The organism is Nocardia sp. NPDC049707 (genome assembly GCF_040674855.1).
In the GTDB taxonomy this organism is placed as follows: domain Bacteria; phylum Actinomycetota; class Actinomycetes; order Mycobacteriales; family Mycobacteriaceae; genus Nocardia.
This window is the reverse complement of the sequence record NZ_JBFANN010000035.1, coordinates 18,751-36,335: the sequence shown is the minus strand read 5'-3', so window position 1 is coordinate 36,335 and position 17,585 is coordinate 18,751. Positions and strand designations below refer to the sequence as shown.

The window sequence follows — 17,585 nt, the reverse complement described above, 5'->3', positions numbered from 1 at the left end:
CGTAATACCTTGTGCAGGAAATCAGTACTGGTCAAGCACGCTGACCGGCCGGAGTCCGGTCGGTCACGGAGTCAGACCGGCTCGCGCCATGAAGGTCTGGGCCGCCGCACGCCCGGTGAAGGCACCCGTCTCGAACCGAAGTCCGACAAGGGTATTCGCGTACCGCAGGGTTGCCGTCGGACTGATCGCGACGAAGACGACACCATCGGCCAGGATGGTTCCGCCCGCTGTCCGCCAGTTGCGCACGGCATCGGCTCGGCGCTCGGGCGAATCCAATGCCACCGAGAGCGTCAGATCTTTACCACCGGTGATCCCGCCCGAGAGCAGCGGGTCGGCCGCCGGGATGACACAGTTCTCAGTCGTGGAATCGACCCGCTGACAGGAGACCGCCGCGCGCAACTGGCCGGGCAATGCCTGCTCGCCCCCCCGATCGGGCATCGAGGTCAGCGACGTCGAACACGAACGGACGACCGTGACGCCGAGGACGAGGACCATGATCGCGATGCCCGCGATCGAGGCCACCCACTGCCAGCGCGGATACTGTCCGGCGACAAGCTTTTCCACACCTGCCACCGCATGCTCCGCACCCGCCACCACACTCTCGGTGGCCGAAGCGGCCCGCTCGACTCCCGCGACGACGCGCTCCGCCGGCCCCGCATGCCCGGCCGGACCCGAAGGTCGATGGACCGCGGGCAGCGGCGCACCGCAGTGCCCGCATTGTGCCGGGTTACCGCTATTGCGGTGTGAGCAGTACTGGCAGACCAACTCGACTACTGACATGACAGCAGCCTCAATGCCCGGTGATCACGATGGAGGAAATCGCGGTCGTATTGATCGTCGGATCGCCTTTCGATTCCTGAATTGTCAGTACGATCTTGGAGGCCTGCACGGGAACCTCGAACTTGGTAACGACCAGGGTGCGCTGATCCAGGGTCGGTTGGGTGTAGCCCGTACCGTTCGGATCGTTGAACGAGTACTTGACCCGGCTGGCGGTCCGGTATTTCGTCCAATGGTCCACGCCATCGCTGCCGATGCTGTCCCAACCGGGGACGATGCCGATCGAATCGATCTGATAGGTCTTGCCGAGATCGATGGTCAGTACCTGCCCGTCGACTTTGTACGCGCGCACGCATGACCAAGCCTTGCCCTGCTGGCCACCGAAGGCATCCATGCCCGGTGTACTGCCCGGCGGGCAGTTGGCAGTGGCAGATTTCGGGGTGATCGTTCCGGAGACCGATTCCGGTTTCGATGACGTCGGGGCCGCCGCGGTCGCCGATGGCGTGATAACCGCGATGCGATCCGGCGCTTGCGAATCGTCCTTCCCGCCGGTGGAAACCAGCGCGATGATGAGCAGCACGGCCAAGACACCACAGACCGCCAACGCGACCTTGGGATTCTTGAGCTTCTTCGCCAGCTGGGCGAACTGCTCTGCGGTATCGGGCCCACGCGTCTTCGGCGCCCCGGACGCGGACCGCGTGGATTCCTCCAGCGGCGGCTGCTTTGCCGAGACATCGGAGTAGTCCGCTGAAAAGTCCATTGCCGGTGCGGCATCCGACTGCTGCCCGTTCAGCAGCGCGATGATCCGCTCACTGGCCTTGGGCCCATCGGAGGTTCGCCGCGGCGGCAGATCCGTTTCGGGCAGAGCACCCTGGGCCGAATCGGCCGACATCGCGGCACCAGAGAACGGATCGCTGCCGAAATCCGGTTCCCCGAGTTCCGGATCGCCGACCAGGGGTCCGCTCAGCACAGACCCGGTGGCCGGATCGTTTTCTCCGAATGAGGGATCCGAGAGCAGCGCCTCCAGGACCGCGCCTCGATGGCGGAGAAATACATCTCCCGGGTCCTCGGCAGCCATGGTCGGGATCGTATCCAGACCGGACCGCACCGCGGCCAGGCATATTCCCACTGACGGGAATAACGCAATCAGCGTTTCTTCTGCTCGGTGACGAAATGTTCCGGCGGCACGTCGAATACCCGCGCCAAGGCAATGATCAGATCGAGCCGGGGTACCGCATCCCCATGAATGAGCCGGTACAGACCCGATTGCGAGACCGGGACATCCGGGTACGCCTGCTCCAGATGCTGCGCAAGCGAATAGAGCGTCAGCGACCGCGTCGACCCGTCCTCGGTAGATACCACCGACTCCGCGATCAATTCCGACAGCCGACTCGAGAAGATCGCTACCGCGGCCTGCCTCGGTGTCAGTGCCTCCCCACCATCCTCCTGCACAAATTCGCCGTCATTCGGCTGGGAGTCCACAACCACGCTGATAGACATTACCTGTCTCCGATCAGCTCATGCCCCGAACGTCCGGCCCTGGCGTGGCGCCATTGGCACCCGCGGTGATCGCGGGTTGTTCGGCGGCGGAATCGAAATAGCGGGTTTCACCGCGCGGCTCGATCAAATCGACACGCACGGTCCGCATCGGAATACTGACATCCACTGCGGTCGCGCTGACCTGGTTGATCGCCAGATCAACCGACCGTCGCCGTGGCCCACCGGGCTCGCTGATGGTGACCGTGGTGTGCGCGGTCGATACCTGCGGCGGCAGATTGTCGAACACCGTGATCGTCGCCGAGGACGGTGGCGGACCCGAACCGGCTTGCCCCGCAGCGGCATTCGCGGCACCCTCCTCCGGAGCCAGGCGCAACGACTCCGGATCACCGACCGCGGCGACCAGCTGCCACCAACGGTGCGGGCGCACCGAATGGACCTCGACATTGGCGCCGACCACCATGGCACGCAACACGATCTGCTGTGCCACCGGCAGGTCGGCGTGCACATCGATGGTGCGCCGACGCGGGTTGTAGCGAGCCGGGTCGAACAGCGGCAGCGCCAGGGTATGACGCGGCTGACCGCTGATGGAACCGAGAATCTGGCCATTGGGGCCGATCGCGATCGTGAGTTCCGGCAGTAGCTCATCGGAGGCGATGTCGCGGCCCGACTCATCGACGGGCACGGCACGGATCGACGTCCCGGTCGGCATCGTGGCCAGCAATGCGATGGCCTGCATGCCGGTCAACCGACGCAGATAGTCCGGCGGCTCGGTCGTGACCGGCGGGCCGATATACCGCGCGAGCGCGCGCGGCCCGGCCGTGGCATCGGTGAGGCTGACCACCAGCGTGGTCCGGCCGCGGTTCCACGCCCAGCAATCATCCAAGCCAGCGCCGTCGAGCCGCGTCCAGTCGATCAGGAAACTGGTCACGCAGCGACCCGGCGCCGAAGACTCCATACAGGTCCAGGTCTCACGCAGATCGCCGAGTTCGACGCCGGCGTGCAACACCCTGGTGGCCTCCAGCATTGCCGCCGCGGGCAATGCGTGCGCGGCGATACCGCGTTCTCGCAATCGGCCCGCGATGCGGTGCGCCGCGGTGGCCAACGCTCTCGGCGCGACCATCGCGACCAGTCCACGCCGCTGCAGCAGATCCAGGTTCCGCTCCATATCCAGCCGGACGACCAACCAGGTGAGGCGATGGCCGACGACCGGATGGGAGCCGATCAGCTGGTCGTAGAGCATGCTGTAGTTACCGGTCGGACGAACCCGCTGACCGGTGGTCACGATATCGATATCGACCGCTAGACCGAACTGATCGAGCAGATCGAGCAGATCATCGACGGGGACGGTGTCCTCGGTGTAGACGGATTTTTCCGCGATGACCGTCGGCAGGTCGAGGTTGGGGGCGAGCTGAATCATCGCCGTGAGCACGGTGCCCTCGGCACGAATGCCGCAGACCCCCGCGGCAACCCCGATATCGGTGACATCCGCCGGACCGGCGAGCGCTTCGGCTCTGGCGGCCCGGCCGAATCGGTAATCGGCCCAGTCGAGCAGCCATCTGCTGGTCGTGCGTCCGTTCACCTTGACCGCCACGGTCACCAGCAGCACGGTGACCACCGCCGCGCTCGCCCAGATCGGGGTGCGCGCCCACAGCCCGGTAACCACCAGGCTGCCGCCGATCACGGCGAAGGCGAACGGACCACGTTCGACACCGCCCACCCGAACACTCGGAAGGCTCACCGCCGCCTCCGGATCGCGGAGCTCGCAAAGGTGGCACCGAGCCCGAGCAGCACCGCGGCGACGATGACGACAGCGGCCGCGAACGGCGGACGACCATCCTTGGCGCGCGGCGGTTCCGGCAGCACCAGTTCCGACCACCGGTACAGTCCGATCGGCGGCTTGGGCGCCGTGCGATAGCTGAGCGCGGTGAGTGGGTCGATGACACCCGCGCCGATAACGTTATCGATGCCACGCGCAGGCGCGTGCGCGCTGGCGGTCAGGCGGGCCATGATCTCGGCCGGGGTTTCGTTGGGGAATCGGGAGCGCAGCAGGGCGGCCACCCCGCTGACATACGCGGCCGCGAACGACGCGCCGCCGACCGGCACCAGTTTGTTGGGTTCACCGACACCATTGATCAGGCCACTGCCACCGGGACCGAGCGATTCGATCGCGGTACCCGGTGCGCCGATCGAAACCCACGGACCCGTCAGCGAATCGGACATGGTGGCGCCGCTGGCGGTCGTGAAACCCACCGTCAGCACGTCCGCCCCGAACCAGCCCGGCGCGGACACGGTCTTGACATCACGCCAGTTCCTCGGGTCGCTCGGCCGGGTCGGATCGATATCCGGATTCTGATCACAGCCGGTGTTGGCATTGCCGGCACCCGCGACGATCAGCGCGCCCCGCACGTGCACCGCGTAGCCGATCGCCGCCGACAGTATCGACTGATCCACCGCGAGTCCCACCGGAACACAGACCGGCAGCGCCACCGTGATCACGCCGGCACCCAGATTCGCCGCATGCACGATCGCCCGCGACAGTGTCCGGATATCCACCGAGAGGTTTTGCGCCGCGTCGTTATTCGGCCGTTCGGCGCTGAAGGCGCCGGATCGATAGCGAATGGATATGATCTTGGCGTCCGGAGCGACCCCGGTGAATCCGTCCGTGGGATCGGATGCGGCGCCGATGATTCCGGCGATCAGGGTGCCATGCGCATCGCAATCGGACAGACCGTCGCCACCTGTCGTGACATAGTCACCGCCGCCGACCAGACCGGGCAGGCGGTCATTGGGCGTGACACCGGTGTCGAGCACCGCGACGGTCACCCCGGCACCCCGGCTCAGCGCACGGGCCTTCGGTAGATCCAGCGCCAACTCCGGCGGCGGCGTGCGCGCCAGATCGCTGTCCTTCAGTACGCCGGTTGCCAAGCAGCCCTTGTCCTGTTTCGTCGGCAACTCGGGGCCGGGCGGATCATCCGCGGGCGCGCCGACGATGACCTGCGGCGGATCCACCGCCAATGCCGGTGCGGCGGAGGCGATCAGCGCGAATCCGGCAAGCACCGCGATCGCGGTTGTGCCGATTCGCATCAGATCGCCCTCATCGCGGTATAGATGCCCATGATCCAGCAGGCGATGATCGGGATCACCAGAATCAGCGCGTACTCCACCAGATCGATGATCCGCCGGGTGACCGGCGAGAGCCGCCGACCCGGCAACTTCACCGACGCAACACATGCCGCGATGGCCGCCACACCGACAACGAGGACGACGACCAGCCGCGCCGGCGCCGTTTCGTACGCAGTGACCAGCACGAAGCCGACGCCGACCACGGTGACCGCCGACGCGATGACGAGCGCGATGGCCTGTACCCGGTCCGGGAACCAGCGCGCGCGCAGGGCCAACAAACCCGCCACGGCCGCGGCCAGCACGATTTCCCGGATACCACCCGGGCTCACCGCGGCCGACAGCACGGCGGCGCCCGCCAAAAGTGCCGCGGTGGCGGCGATAAGCCCGCGCAGACTGGTCACCGCCAGTCGGGCCCGGCCCTCGATGCCGGCCCCGGCCTGCTCGCGCTGTCGTTCGATGTCCTCGGTGGACTCGAGTTCGGCGTCATCGCGCGCGGATTCGGCATCGAAGATGTCGGTCAGCGTGGCCGGGTTGACATCGTTGCCTGGGTCCGGCAGATCCGGTGGCCGAATCCGGGCGACCACGACGGCAAGGCGCGGTGCGGCAGTCAGCAGCACGAGTCCGACAAGTGCTGCGCCACCGGATATCTGGCGCACCGACAGATCCAGATAGGTCATCGGAATCGCCGCGGCCGCCACAGTCACACCGAGCACGGTGACCGCCATCAATGTCGCGATTCCGAGCTTGGTCACGCGCATCATGGCCGCGGCCGCGACGGCCGCGACAACCGATCCAGCGGCCAGATTGGCGGCGGCGAACGGACCCGGCTCACCGTAGGCCGGCGGCACCAGCATCGCGCCGCCCGCGAACAACAGCGGAATCGACGACAATGCCAACCCGAGGCAGATCCGCGGCGCGAAGTTGCGCTGTCGCACCTGCACCGCGCCGCCCCAGCACACCGCGCCGAGCAGCAGCGCCGGCAGCGCGTACCACCAGATCGACCCGGATTCGGTCCACGACACCGACAACATCGCCGCGATGGCGACCGCGCCGACACCCAGTGTGCTCAGGCCGACGACCGCGGTGGTCTGCGGGTCGAATTCGGCGAATTCGCGCTCGTTGATCAGCGCGAGCGCGTCGGTGATGTCCTCCACGACCGGTGTGAAGACCTCCGCGGATTCGACCGCGGCCAACATCAGCACGGTGCCGTCGACGACATCGTGGTCGGCGAGGCTACGCCAGCGCGGCATCGGCGCTTCGCCCGGCCGAGCCAAGCTCCACTGTCCGGTCGGCGGAGTGAAATCGACGGTCTCGTCGTCGATGGCCTTGGCCAGGACGACAAGCAGGTCATCGATGAAGGTCTCGATGGTGAACTTGGTCGGCACCACGACGTCGACCTGGTAGCTGGACACCAGGACCGCCATGCGGGCGCGCGCCACCTCGGCGGATGCCGCGGGCGCCGCGCCCGGTGGCGAAGCAACGGCAGTACTCATCGCCACCCTCCGGTGGCCCGGCCGCCGCCGGCGCCACCCAGATAGTTCGGAAATCCATCGGCAAGCCCGGCCGCGAGTTCTTCGAAGGCGAGCAGGGTTTCTTTGTCCACCAGGCGCAGATCGATCTCGCCGCCCTCGGCCAGATGATTGTCGAAGGGCAGAATGCAGGTCGGGCGCTGCCCGGTGGCGAACAGCTTCTCGATCGCCTCGACGTCGACGACCGGCTTGGACGGTTGCTGATGCACGATCGAGACGACCGATTTGGCGATCAGATGCTGCATACCATGCGAACTCAGCCAATTCAATGTGGCCACCGCACCTTTCACCCCGCCGACAGTGGGCGGGGTGACCACCACGACGGCATCGCTGGTCTGCAGCACGCTCAGCGTCACCGAATCCAGCACGCCCGTACCGCAGTCGACGAGCAGAAGATTGAAGTGGCGGCGCAAAACCTCGACAGCCGTGGTGTATTCGCGGCCTGAAAGCGCCTCGCTGGCCTCGATGGTCCACGGCGAGGCGATGGTGGCGAGATCGGCCGAATTGATCGACATGAACGACTGCACCGTCGAGAAGGCCTCGAGATTCGACGCCTGCGCCAGATCGCGCAGGGTCAGGCCGTACGGGTGCGGAGCGGTACGGGTGGGCAGATCGCCGAAGTCCGGATTCGCGTCCACGGCGACGACCCGGTCCGGGCGCAACGCCGCGAAGGTCGAGCCGAGCGTCGCGGCGATGGTGGTGCGGCCGACACCGCCCTTCACGCTGATCACCGCGATCTGGTAGGGCGTGTTGAGCTGTCGGCGAACTCGGGCGCGCCGATCCTCGGCGCGCTGCTCGGCGGGTGAGAGGCCGAGGCGGAATCCGACCTTGTTCAGCGCGCCGCGCACACCGGTGCTGGACTGCAGCTTGGCCCGATTGGCCGCCGAGATATCGGCCAACAGGTCCATCGAGGTCAATGCCGCGGGCAGCACCTCGACCTGCGGCGCCGCCGTACGGTCGACGCGATCGAGCACCCAGTTCGTCGCCTGGGCGGGTTGCCATGGCGTATCGGTGGATTCGGCGCCTGGTCTTTCGACGCTGGCTCTTTCGGCGGTGGGCCCGGCATCGCTACTCGATGTGTTCGCCGATGCCGTGTGTGTGATCCGAGCGGTAGCGGGATCGGCCCCCGCATGGGCCGTCCACATCTCGGGCGACGAAGACATAGCCGCCGCATAGCTCTCGCGTGCCGAGTCCGCGGTTGGCGCAGCCACATTCGGTGTGGCTGGGTGCGGTGCGGCGGGGCGTGCCGCACCGGCTTCCGGCGCGGCCACGCTCTGCGCTGGCACCGGACCCGCGGCACCCGCCGCGGGCTGCGCTATCGACTGATCACGTGTACCGATCACCGGTTCGCTGTAGCCGGATTGTGGGCGTGCGGGGACGCTGCCGGTCGCCGGGCCGCTCTCCGGCTCCGGCGCCGCCTCCATGAAAAAGGCGTCGTAACCGCCCTTGTGTCGGACGGACTCGGCCGGATGACCATTGGTACTCGGCGCTCGGCTCATATCTGTCGTCCTCTCCAAAAACCCATTGGGACGTCAACCAATCCGGCTGGTATCGAACCAACTTCGGCCCGGCAACAACTCGACGAGTCCCACGATCGCGGCGTGCAGTGCCGCGTCGTCACCGGGTGCGTAGGTCGATCGGACTTCCCCGTCCATCGCCACACTCGGTGTCACAACGATGCGCCCCGACAGCGTATCCAGCACGCTCACACCGTACTTCGGCTTCAGCTCGACTCCGTCCTGGTGTTGTACCACCGTCACTGCCGCTCGCCGGACGACCTCATCGAATGCCCGGCTGAGCACACCCGCGGTATGCGGCTGTGCCCCCAACTCCAGCAGTACCTGCCGTCGTCCGTCCTGGTCGTCGGGCATCTCGTCGAGCTCGGCCTGCGCCGCGGTCATCGGCGCGAAACTCAGTGCCGCAGCGGACCCCAGCGCCGCACCGACCGCGGCCGATACCGAATCCAATTGCTGTTCCTGCTGGTACACCGCCTGGATGACGATCTCGTCGTCACAGCGCACCGCCAAAACATGGGAATCGCCGCGACGCACCAACGACATGCGCAGCATGTCCTTTTGTTCGCCATCCAGTCCGGTGGCCAACACGAGCGCCATCATTTCCACATCCGGGCGGTCCAGGCACTGCAACCAGTGCTCGACCGTCGGGTGCACGCGGTCGCCTTCGATGATGCCCACCTCGGTGAGCTGTTCCGCGACGACAGCGCGCACCCGCTCCAGGTCGTCGATGTCGAAGATATTCGGCATCAACGCCAGGATCGGCGGGTAGGAATCGATGCCGGCCATGTCTCGCAACAGCAGCGCGGCATCGACATTCAGATCGATCGCGATCGGATCAGTTTCCACACCTTCACCAATTGACCAGTCGCCCGCAGCCTCGTTTCGCCGTGGCCGGGCCGACGAAGCGGACGGGGGCTGTGAGATTACTAGACGCCACCGATCGCCATGAACCTGGCGCCCTGCTGGTGGTCGGTCTCCCGCATGAAGCCCTCGGAGCCGGTGGTCTGGGAGATCGCCCGCTTCACCTGCATGAGCTGCCCCTGGTAGCCGGTTCCCTCTGCGGCATTGCCAAGCGCCGCCTTGAACTTGTCCATCAGCGGTTTGGCGACATCCGCGGCCAAACCCGAGAAGCAACCTTCGAGTTCCTTGATCAGTGAGTGCAAGTGCAGAGCGTTCGAGTCCATACCCTTCAGAACGCCATCCACGGTGAGACTCGCCGAATCGACACCTGCGTAGTTGTTATACATTGCCTGCCAGCCTTATCTTTGGGTTCTTACGATTCGTAATGCGTCACACGCGGCTTTACTGCCACGAGCCGGTGTCGACCGTACTGTTCGTACCGAGTTCGACCGCCCGCGCCATCGTGGCAGCGTTCTGAAGGTCTGCCGCGTCGATTCGGACGCCGGTGTCCTTCAGCGTGTCGATGATTTCCTGCAGCGTCTGGGCCAGTTTCACACCGGCGGTGTGCGCATGGTCCATCGTGTTCTGGATTTGCGTACCGGTTTGCGAGCCGTGGACAGCGCTGGCGAATTCGTCACGCAAGCTCATCCAGCTGCGCAGGTAGCCTTCGAGTTCGCCCTGGCAAGCCATGGCATTGACCGCAGTTTGGTTCAATACCTTCGGATCACCGGTGTAAGTGGTGGCCACTGTAGTTTCCTCTCTGGAGTGGATCTAAATTCCGCCGCGGTATTTCACCGGGCAGGCTCTGGCTCGGCTACCGCCGCCGCGTCATCGGAGCGCTCGTCGTCATCGGAGCGCTCGAGGATGCCCACGAGCGAATCACCGTCGGCGACAACATCTTCCGGACGTTCGTCGGCATATTCGATGACGCCGATCACCGGCGGCTTCTCCAATACCGGAACTTCAACCTGCTCACCCGGCACGAATACCTTGCCCGGTTTCCGTTCCTCGTCCCGACGGCGCCGCATTTGTGCCTTCGGTGCGATGGCGCCCCGACGCGGTGCCGCTCGACCGGCCGGTGCGGTGCCTGCCGGATTCGACGACGCGCCGTACGCCGTGCCCGGACCGCGCAGCCAATTGGAAGGCATCCGGAATCCGGTGGACGCACCCGGCATCGAGCCGAGTCCGCCCCGGGCCAAATTCAACGCGACCAGACTTCCCGCGCCCCCGCTCAAACCCGCCAATGTCGGCGAATTGGGCGAGGTTCCAGGGAATCCCGACTGTTCGGCGAACCCGTCGGTGCCCGCGTACGATCCCGAATCGCTGAACGGCGAAGTGATTTCACTCGGATCCGCTGTCGAGGGCTGCGTCGGCGACTGAGTGGTGTCGGTCGGCGTCTTGCCGGGGTTGGTATCACCGGTATTTGTATCGCCGGTGTTGTTACTGCCGTTGTTCGTATTTGTGTTGGTTTTGGAATTGGTACCGGTATTGGTGCTGTTATTGGTGGTCGTATTGTTGTGGTTGGCGGTAGTCGATCTATTGAATTGCTGAGGTATACCCGACTTCGGCTTGTACACCGGCACTTGGAATTGCGGCGGTGGCGGCGGCACACCCGGGTCCGTGACGATGGGCTCTGGCAGAGCCGGCGGCGGCAGCGTCGACAAAGTCGGCATCACCACACCCGCATAGGCATCCAAGACCCCACTTGCGGCACCCCAAATTGCGAAATACACCAGCTGATTGATGAGCAACGGAAAAAGGTTCTGACCCCCCTGATTGGTCGCGAGAAGGATTTTCCGCTCCAGCTTGTTCTCGATGAGCATCCCACGAACAATCTTCATTGCAGACTGGGCGGTTTTGAATTCTCCGGCGACCGAATGCAGAACTGCCGACGCCTGCTCGGCGGCCTGGGACTGCTGGATGAGCCAATTCGTATGGTTCCGAAAGGCCGACTGCGCCAATTCGGCCGATTCTCCGCGCCAAGACTCTCCCATGTTGCCCATCGCAGCCTCGGTTCTCGCCGCCGCGTCCAGCAACGCCATGCCCGACTCCGCGTAAGACTTGGCGGCAGATTCGATGGTCCCGACACCAGGCGGCCGGGGGATCCCGAGGGGAGGGTAGCCGACCAGACTACCGACATTTATCTCCGGCGGGAATGCGTTCCAAATCGGCATGGATCAAGCCTTCGTTCCGGCTATCTGGGTTCCGGCTATCTGGGCATTTCGCTGAGCGTCGCACCAGTGCACGCGACACTGGCGTGATTGATGGCGTCGGCACCGGAATAGGCGACGGCCGTGGGAGGTAGCGCCGCCGTTCCGACTTCGCGATGCACGAAGCCATCGGCAGTGCAGCTGTAGAACGATTCGCCGTAAGCAGCAGTTACTGCGGGAAGGACCAACGCGCTGCAGAAATCCCACGCCGGCGGGGCCACGACGCAGGTGGTTGCGGTCTGGATTAGCGATCCGATCGCCTGGCCAGCGATTGCGTTGAGTTGGGAACTGACAACCGGGAGATGCGCCGGGTCGACTGTGAGAGAAGACATATGAGTTCTCCTAACGATGAGCGCCGACTCAGTAGTGAGCGGTACAGCACAAACGCTAAGGCATTCTCAGTATTGGGAAGATTCGTCGAGTCGATCTCGAATACGCCCCGCACCACTGCCGACCAGCGTTAGTCCTCCGGCGGCGTCCAGGCCGACTGCACAAGATCCCGGCGCGAGTGCAGCGGTTCGACGAAGATGCCCCGTCCCACCGGTTGCTTCGTCGGCTTCACATCGCCGATCAGAATTCCGTCCAGTTTCGAGCCGTCCATAATGAATCCCGACGAATTCAGATTCTTGATCTGGCCGAGCACACTGTCGTACAGCGCGGTATCGGCCTGGGCGATATTGCGGGCCGCGATTACGTGCAGACCGGTGTCGCGGCCGTCGACAATGATGTCCTTGAGCGGCTCCAGCGGATTGGGCATACCGCGCTGGGCGACCATGTGGTAATCGTCGATCACCACGAAGATTTCCGGCCCGGACCACCACGAACGATCCTTGAGCTGTTGCGAGGTCACACCGTCCGGAGGGCGGCGGCTGCGCATCTTCTCCGCGAACGGCGGCAACCCTTCACGCAGATCGCGCTCGCTGGTCAGATAGCCGATCGACTGGTCGTCCGGGATGGCGTCCATATGTTGGCGGCGGTAGTCGACCAACAGCACCCTGGCCTGATCCTTGTTGAACTGCAGCCGGATCGACTCCAGCAGCGCGGCCAGCACCGTCGACTTGCCCGAGCCGGACGAGCCGAGCACGACCAGATGCGTCGAAACACCGAAATCGACCGTGGCAGGGTACAAATCGGATTCGCGAATACCGAAGGGCACCACGAGGCGCTGCGCCAGATTCGTCGGTTCCGGTCGGCCCGCGCGGACCTCGGCCAAGGTGACCTGGGCGGGCAGCAGTCTGACCTCCGGAGCCCGGCGGCCCTGGTACTTCTGGTTCAGTTGGTCGACCGCGGCCGCCAGACCCGCACCCGCAGATTCGGCCTCGCCCACCCCATCGATGCGCGGCAGCGCGGTCAGCATGTGCAATGCGTCGCTGGAGATGCAGCGACCAGGCCGATCGGGTGGAATCGCGGCAACCACATTGCGCTGTCCGAGGAAGATCGTGTCGGTGAGATCACCGAGCCGCATCTCCACTCGGGTCTGCAACAGATCCTTGATGGCGGGACGGATCGCCGCCCAGCGCGAACTGGTGACCACCAAGTGGATGCCGTAGTTCAGGCCCTGCACCGCGATCGACTCCATGACCGGGAGGTACTCGTCGAAATACGGTCCGGTGACCGCGAATCCGATATCCCAGCCGTCGACGACGATGAAGACATCGCCGTGTTCGTCGCCGTGGGCGGTGAGTTCCGCCGATTCTCGTGGCGAGGAGCGCCTGCGCCGGAATTCGCGCATGGTGTCGATGCCGAGGTCGCCGAACAGCACCTGCCGATTCGCCATGAGATTGGTGATGAGCGCGAAGGTGCGCCGGACCCGATCGCTATCGCGGCCCGAGGCGACCGTCCCGACATGCGGCACATTCCGCAGACCGGACAGACCGCCGGAGAAGTCGAGACAGTAGAACTGGACCTGTTCGGGCGTATGTGTCAACGCAGCGGACATGATCAGCGTTTGCAGTGCGGTCGACTTACCCGACTGCGGGCCGCCGACGACGGCCACGTGGCCACCCGAACCGGACAGGTCGATCGACCATATGTCCTGGCGCTGCTGGCGCGGCTTATCCACGATCGCCCAGGGCAATTGCAGCGAACCCGGAGTCACAGCGGACATGAACTTGTCCAGGGTCGGCGGCACGGTCAGCGGGGGCAGCCACATCTTGTGCGCCGGTGTGCCGAATCCGCCCAGTTGTTGCAGCACCGTCTCCATCACGGTCACCGGCTCACCCTCCGGCGTCTCCGATCGCTGCACAACAGGTTCGGGCTCGACCGCCGCGGGCCGCACTTCGATAATGTGCCCCGTGGTGAATTGCTGTGGCGGCCGGTAGCCACCGCCGGGTCGCCTGGCCCGTTGAGCACTGGACGCCGACGCCTGCGCGGGCGCGATATACGGCGAGCCGACATAGGCGGCCTGGAATCGCTGCAGATCACCCGAACCGACTCGCAGATAACCCGCACCCGGCTTCTTCGGCAGATGATACGCGTCGGCGGTACCGATGGCGTCGCGGGAATCAGCGGTCTGGTTGGTGCGCAGCGCGATTCGATAGGACAGGTGTGCTTCCAGCTCACCCATCCGGTTGGCGGGCACCTTCTGTGAGGCCAGCAGCAGGTGGATGCGCAACGAACGACCCAATCGGCCGATCGCGACGAACAGTTTGGAGAAGTTCGGATGCTGTTCGAGCAGTTCGGCGAACTCGTCGAGAATGATCAACAGCGTGGGCAGCGGCGCGAGCTGCGCACCCTGTTCGCGGGCCCGCTCGTAGTCGGCGACGCTGGCGAAGTTGCCAGCATCGCGCAAAACCCTTTGCCGACGGCCCATTTCGCCGTTGATCACGTCTTCCATACGGGTGACGAGATCGGCCTCTTCCTCCATATTGGTGACCACTGCCGTCACATGATGCAGCCGGTCGAACCCGAGGAAGGTCGCGCCGCCCTTGAAGTCGACCAGCAGCAGGTTCAGCGCATCCGGGGTATGCGTCGCCACCGCTGAAAGCACAAGGGTGCGAAGAAATTCCGACTTTCCGGAACCGGTGGCGCCGATGCACATGCCGTGCGGGCCCATACCCTCCTCGGCCGATTCCTTGATATCGAGATGGACCACGCCACCGGCCGGGTCGTAACCGAAAGGAACGTTCAGCCGGGATCGGTCCGCGTCACGGCGGGGCGGCCACTGCTGCTCGACCCGGATGGCCCCCGGATCGATAATGTTGACCAGTTCCTCCCACGACGTGCCACCGCTGGCATGGTCCGCGACCACGGCCTCGACCACAGTGGACAGCCGGTACGGGGAGATACTGCGGGCCAACGCCTTCGCCGTCGCCACCGACATCCCGTCGGCGACTCCGACCCGCCGCAGCCCGCGCGGGGTCACCTCGTGCAGCGCCCGATCGGGCCCCACCGTGAACTTCAGCGCCCTCGGCAAGGTCTGCTCGGCCCGGCCCAGCCGCAGCCAGGTGCAGCCATCGATACCGGAGATATCCCGATCGGTGGCCGGACTGCTGTCATCGACGATCAGCAGATAGTGCTTGCGATCCAGCGTCGGTTCGGAATTCGCGGAGAACGGGCCACGATTGAGTCCGGCCAACGCCTTGGCACGCAACTCCGAAACGCTGCGATATACCATCCGGCTCGACCCGATCGCGTCGGTATCACTCGGATGTTGGGTGTGCGGCAACCATTTCAGCCACGACCACTCCGGTGCGTCCGGATTCGACAGCACCGCCGCGACCGCGATCTGATCCGGGCCGTGCAGCACGACGACCTCGGCAATCATCGCCCGCACCAGCGCGGCCACTGTATCGGGATCACCGTCGACACCGATCTGTGGCGCCGAAAGCAGATTGATCGCGACCGGCATACCGCCGACAGTCGAATACGCCTTCGCGAATCGGGTCACCTCGACCACGCCGACCGGATCGAGATCCGACGTCGGCGCGGCCTCGGGCACGATGACCCGCACCTGGTTGGCGATCCGGCCCCGCCCGACCCGTACCCGCAGGAACTGCGGACTGGCGACCTGGACCTCCCACATGCGCTTGCCACCGATCAACGCGGCGATTTCGGCCGGACCGGGATGGGTATAGCGCAGGTAGTTATGCAGTTCGGATTCCGCGGCATGCACGGTCTTGCGGTTATCGGTAATGCTGCGCAGATAGTCCTTGCGTTCCTCGTTCAGACTCGCCGCGCCTCCGTTACCGCTGCCGGAGAACGCACCGCCCATCATCCCGCCCATGGAAACCAGCATCATGACCGGGAACATCAGCATCATCGGCGACATCTGCCCGCCGCCGCGGAACATCATCACCATCATCCCGGCCATGGCCGACACCATGACCACCGGCATGATCATCTTCAGCCGCGACGGCGGCACCGGCTTGGGCAATTCGGTCGGCGGCTGCAGCCGCAATTCGGTTACCGCAGGAGCTTTGGGTCCACGCACCATCCGCGCGGGCCGCACGAATCGGCGGGTAGCTGTCACGGGGTACCACCCGGGAGGCCGATCACGGCCTTGTTCGTCGGGATGCCGTCGTGCTGGATCCGGGCATCCTTCTTCGACAGGGTGGGGCCGACCGCGAACAACGACACCATGGACCACGGTGCGGGCACCGGGGTGCGCAGTCCGAGCGATGTCAAGGTCGAATCCGGATTGGAGTTGGACTCGACCACGGCATTGATGCCGTAGCGAACGCCGCTGTCGGAGATCCAGAACAGCGACTCCCGCCGCGGCGATCCGGGGTCCGCGCCGGTCACCTGAACGAAGCGTCCGGTGGTGCGCGGCAGATACGCGGCATCGGCGGTGGTCCCGCGGGAACCGGTGGCCGTCACCAGGCCGACGGTTCGACTCTGTTCGTCCACCTGCAACGGCAGCTGCCGGCCCACGAGCAGCTCGGTCGAGGCATTCTGATCGGTGCCCGCACGCCACCAGTGATAGCAGGTCACCCCCAAACGCATCGGGTCGACGACGTGTACGGGTCGCGTCGGGTAGGCGGCCGTCCCGGGCCAAGCACCCGGACGCAGATTCGCCGCGATGACATCCGGTCCGACCGTCCGCGTCGAAATCGAACCGTGCGAATCGGCATTGCGGATGATCGACGCGAGCACCGAATTGATCTGTACCACACCGGATTCCGATACCAAATAGTAGAATGCGCCACGATCCGGCGCCGATACCGTGAGCACCGAACCGACCGGCACGCTCAGACCCGAGGAGAATGTCACGGTATTCCCCGCACCGGGTACCTCGGGCACGCGCAGCGGCGGCATCTCTGGGATGGCGGAGATGAAACCCTTGGACGCCGAGACCACGGTCGAGGTCGGATCGATGCCAAGGGCCAGGATCACCGCCGAATTACTCAGATCTATCGACGCGCGAACAATGCCCTGCTGCGGATCGGAGTACACCAGCCAGGTGGTGGTGTCATCGCGCAGCAGCCGCGCCTCATCAGCGGCAAGCCCGCGGATCGCATCGCCGTCGACGGTCAGTGGACCGCCGATTGCGGTGGTCAGCACCGGCGACAAAGCGACCGTCGGCAATCCGGTCTGCGGATTGACCGGTGCCGCCGCACCGACCTTCGCGGTATCACACACCGTCCAGGACGAGTTCCGGTCGCCGTTGTCCGCGATCACGCCGGGCGCGCCCGGAATACCGACCCACGGCCCGCGCGGGTACTTGGCCAACTCGTCAGGCGAGACCGGTACCGGATTGTCGGGCGAACCGGCGATCAGCCGCGCCGAGGTCAGATTCAACGCCGGATGCAACCGACCGCCGACACGCACGTACAGCGCGCCGGTGTCCTTTTCCGCGATGATCTTCGAATCCCCCACCTTCTTGGCGGGCTTGAAGAACGCCATCAGAGCCGCACCGGCGATCACCATGCAGGCCAATGCGATACCGATCGACAGCGCGGTGGAACGACCACGCTGCGGATCATCGACCATCGAGGCGTCCCGACGGACCAGCGCATGCTCGATCCGGCGCAGCAGAAACCGCCAGCCCGATATCTGGTGCTTGGTCACCACCCGGAAGCGCGCCATGC

General features: G+C 65.3%; 13 protein-coding genes. All 13 read right to left on the bottom strand.

Annotation, left to right across the window (positions count from 1 at the left end):
* Positions 1 to 63 precede the first annotated feature (63 nt).
* Positions 64 to 780 carry a hypothetical protein gene (locus AB0J29_RS26625; RefSeq protein WP_364791784.1) on the bottom strand — a complete coding sequence of 239 codons (717 nt, stop codon included), beginning with the start codon at positions 778 to 780 and terminating at the stop codon, positions 64 to 66.
* Between the two features lie 10 nt (positions 781 to 790).
* On the bottom strand, positions 791 to 1,855 hold the full coding sequence (locus tag AB0J29_RS26620; RefSeq protein WP_364791781.1) for a discoidin domain-containing protein: 1,065 nt from the start codon (positions 1,853 to 1,855) through the stop codon (positions 791 to 793).
* 68 nt (positions 1,856 to 1,923) lie between these two features.
* Entirely contained in the window at positions 1,924 to 2,277 is a 354-nt protein-coding gene (locus AB0J29_RS26615) for a helix-turn-helix transcriptional regulator (protein ID WP_364791778.1), read from the bottom strand.
* Positions 2,278 to 2,290: 13 nt separating this feature from the next.
* Entirely contained in the window at positions 2,291 to 4,015 is a 1,725-nt protein-coding gene (gene eccE, locus AB0J29_RS26610; RefSeq protein ID WP_364791775.1) for a type VII secretion protein EccE, read from the bottom strand.
* Entirely contained in the window at positions 4,012 to 5,361 is a 1,350-nt protein-coding gene (gene mycP, locus AB0J29_RS26605; protein ID WP_364791772.1) for a type VII secretion-associated serine protease mycosin, read from the bottom strand. The genes eccE and mycP overlap by 4 nt, the downstream gene beginning before the upstream one ends.
* Complete coding sequence (eccD, locus tag AB0J29_RS26600; RefSeq protein WP_364791769.1) at positions 5,361 to 6,893, bottom strand: type VII secretion integral membrane protein EccD; 1,533 nt, start codon at positions 6,891 to 6,893, stop codon at positions 5,361 to 5,363. Before eccD ends, mycP begins: the two co-directional genes overlap by 1 nt.
* Entirely contained in the window at positions 6,890 to 8,428 is a 1,539-nt protein-coding gene (locus tag AB0J29_RS26595) for a MinD/ParA family protein (RefSeq protein ID WP_364791766.1), read from the bottom strand. Before AB0J29_RS26595 ends, eccD begins: the two co-directional genes overlap by 4 nt.
* 33 nt (positions 8,429 to 8,461) lie before the next feature.
* Complete coding sequence (locus AB0J29_RS26590; RefSeq protein WP_364791763.1) at positions 8,462 to 9,292, bottom strand: ESX secretion-associated protein EspG; 831 nt, start codon at positions 9,290 to 9,292, stop codon at positions 8,462 to 8,464.
* Between the two features lie 80 nt (positions 9,293 to 9,372).
* Positions 9,373 to 9,693, bottom strand: a complete 321-nt coding sequence (locus AB0J29_RS26585; protein WP_364791760.1) for a hypothetical protein — start codon at positions 9,691 to 9,693, stop codon at positions 9,373 to 9,375.
* A gap of 55 nt (positions 9,694 to 9,748) precedes the next feature.
* Complete coding sequence (locus AB0J29_RS26580; protein WP_364791757.1) at positions 9,749 to 10,093, bottom strand: hypothetical protein; 345 nt, start codon at positions 10,091 to 10,093, stop codon at positions 9,749 to 9,751.
* A gap of 44 nt (positions 10,094 to 10,137) precedes the next feature.
* Positions 10,138 to 11,520 carry a PPE domain-containing protein gene (locus tag AB0J29_RS26575; protein ID WP_364791754.1) on the bottom strand — a complete coding sequence of 461 codons (1,383 nt, stop codon included), beginning with the start codon at positions 11,518 to 11,520 and terminating at the stop codon, positions 10,138 to 10,140.
* Between the two features lie 496 nt (positions 11,521 to 12,016).
* Positions 12,017 to 16,027 (bottom strand): type VII secretion protein EccCa, encoded by a 4,011-nt coding sequence (gene eccCa / locus AB0J29_RS26570; RefSeq protein WP_364791751.1) that lies wholly within the window; start codon positions 16,025 to 16,027, stop codon positions 12,017 to 12,019.
* Positions 16,024 to 17,583 carry a type VII secretion protein EccB gene (eccB, locus tag AB0J29_RS26565; protein ID WP_364791748.1) on the bottom strand — a complete coding sequence of 520 codons (1,560 nt, stop codon included), beginning with the start codon at positions 17,581 to 17,583 and terminating at the stop codon, positions 16,024 to 16,026. Before eccB ends, eccCa begins: the two co-directional genes overlap by 4 nt.
* Between the last annotated feature and the right edge of the window lie 2 nt (positions 17,584 to 17,585).

Excerpts from the sequence above, each read along its gene's own strand:
- AB0J29_RS26625 (WP_364791784.1), bottom strand. The coding sequence starts at position 780 with ATGTCAGTAGTCGAGTTGGTCTGCCAGTACTGCTCACACCGCAATAGC.
- AB0J29_RS26620 (WP_364791781.1), bottom strand. The coding sequence starts at position 1,855 with ATGGCTGCCGAGGACCCGGGAGATGTATTTCTCCGCCATCGAGGCGCG.
- AB0J29_RS26615 (WP_364791778.1), bottom strand. The coding sequence starts at position 2,277 with ATGTCTATCAGCGTGGTTGTGGACTCCCAGCCGAATGACGGCGAATTT.
- mycP (WP_364791772.1), bottom strand. The coding sequence starts at position 5,361 with ATGCGAATCGGCACAACCGCGATCGCGGTGCTTGCCGGATTCGCGCTG.
- eccD (WP_364791769.1), bottom strand. The coding sequence starts at position 6,893 with ATGAGTACTGCCGTTGCTTCGCCACCGGGCGCGGCGCCCGCGGCATCC.
- AB0J29_RS26595 (WP_364791766.1), bottom strand. The coding sequence starts at position 8,428 with ATGAGCCGAGCGCCGAGTACCAATGGTCATCCGGCCGAGTCCGTCCGA.
- AB0J29_RS26585 (WP_364791760.1), bottom strand. The coding sequence starts at position 9,693 with ATGTATAACAACTACGCAGGTGTCGATTCGGCGAGTCTCACCGTGGAT.
- AB0J29_RS26575 (WP_364791754.1), bottom strand. The coding sequence starts at position 11,520 with ATGCCGATTTGGAACGCATTCCCGCCGGAGATAAATGTCGGTAGTCTG.
- eccB (WP_364791748.1), bottom strand. The coding sequence starts at position 17,583 with ATGGCGCGCTTCCGGGTGGTGACCAAGCACCAGATATCGGGCTGGCGG.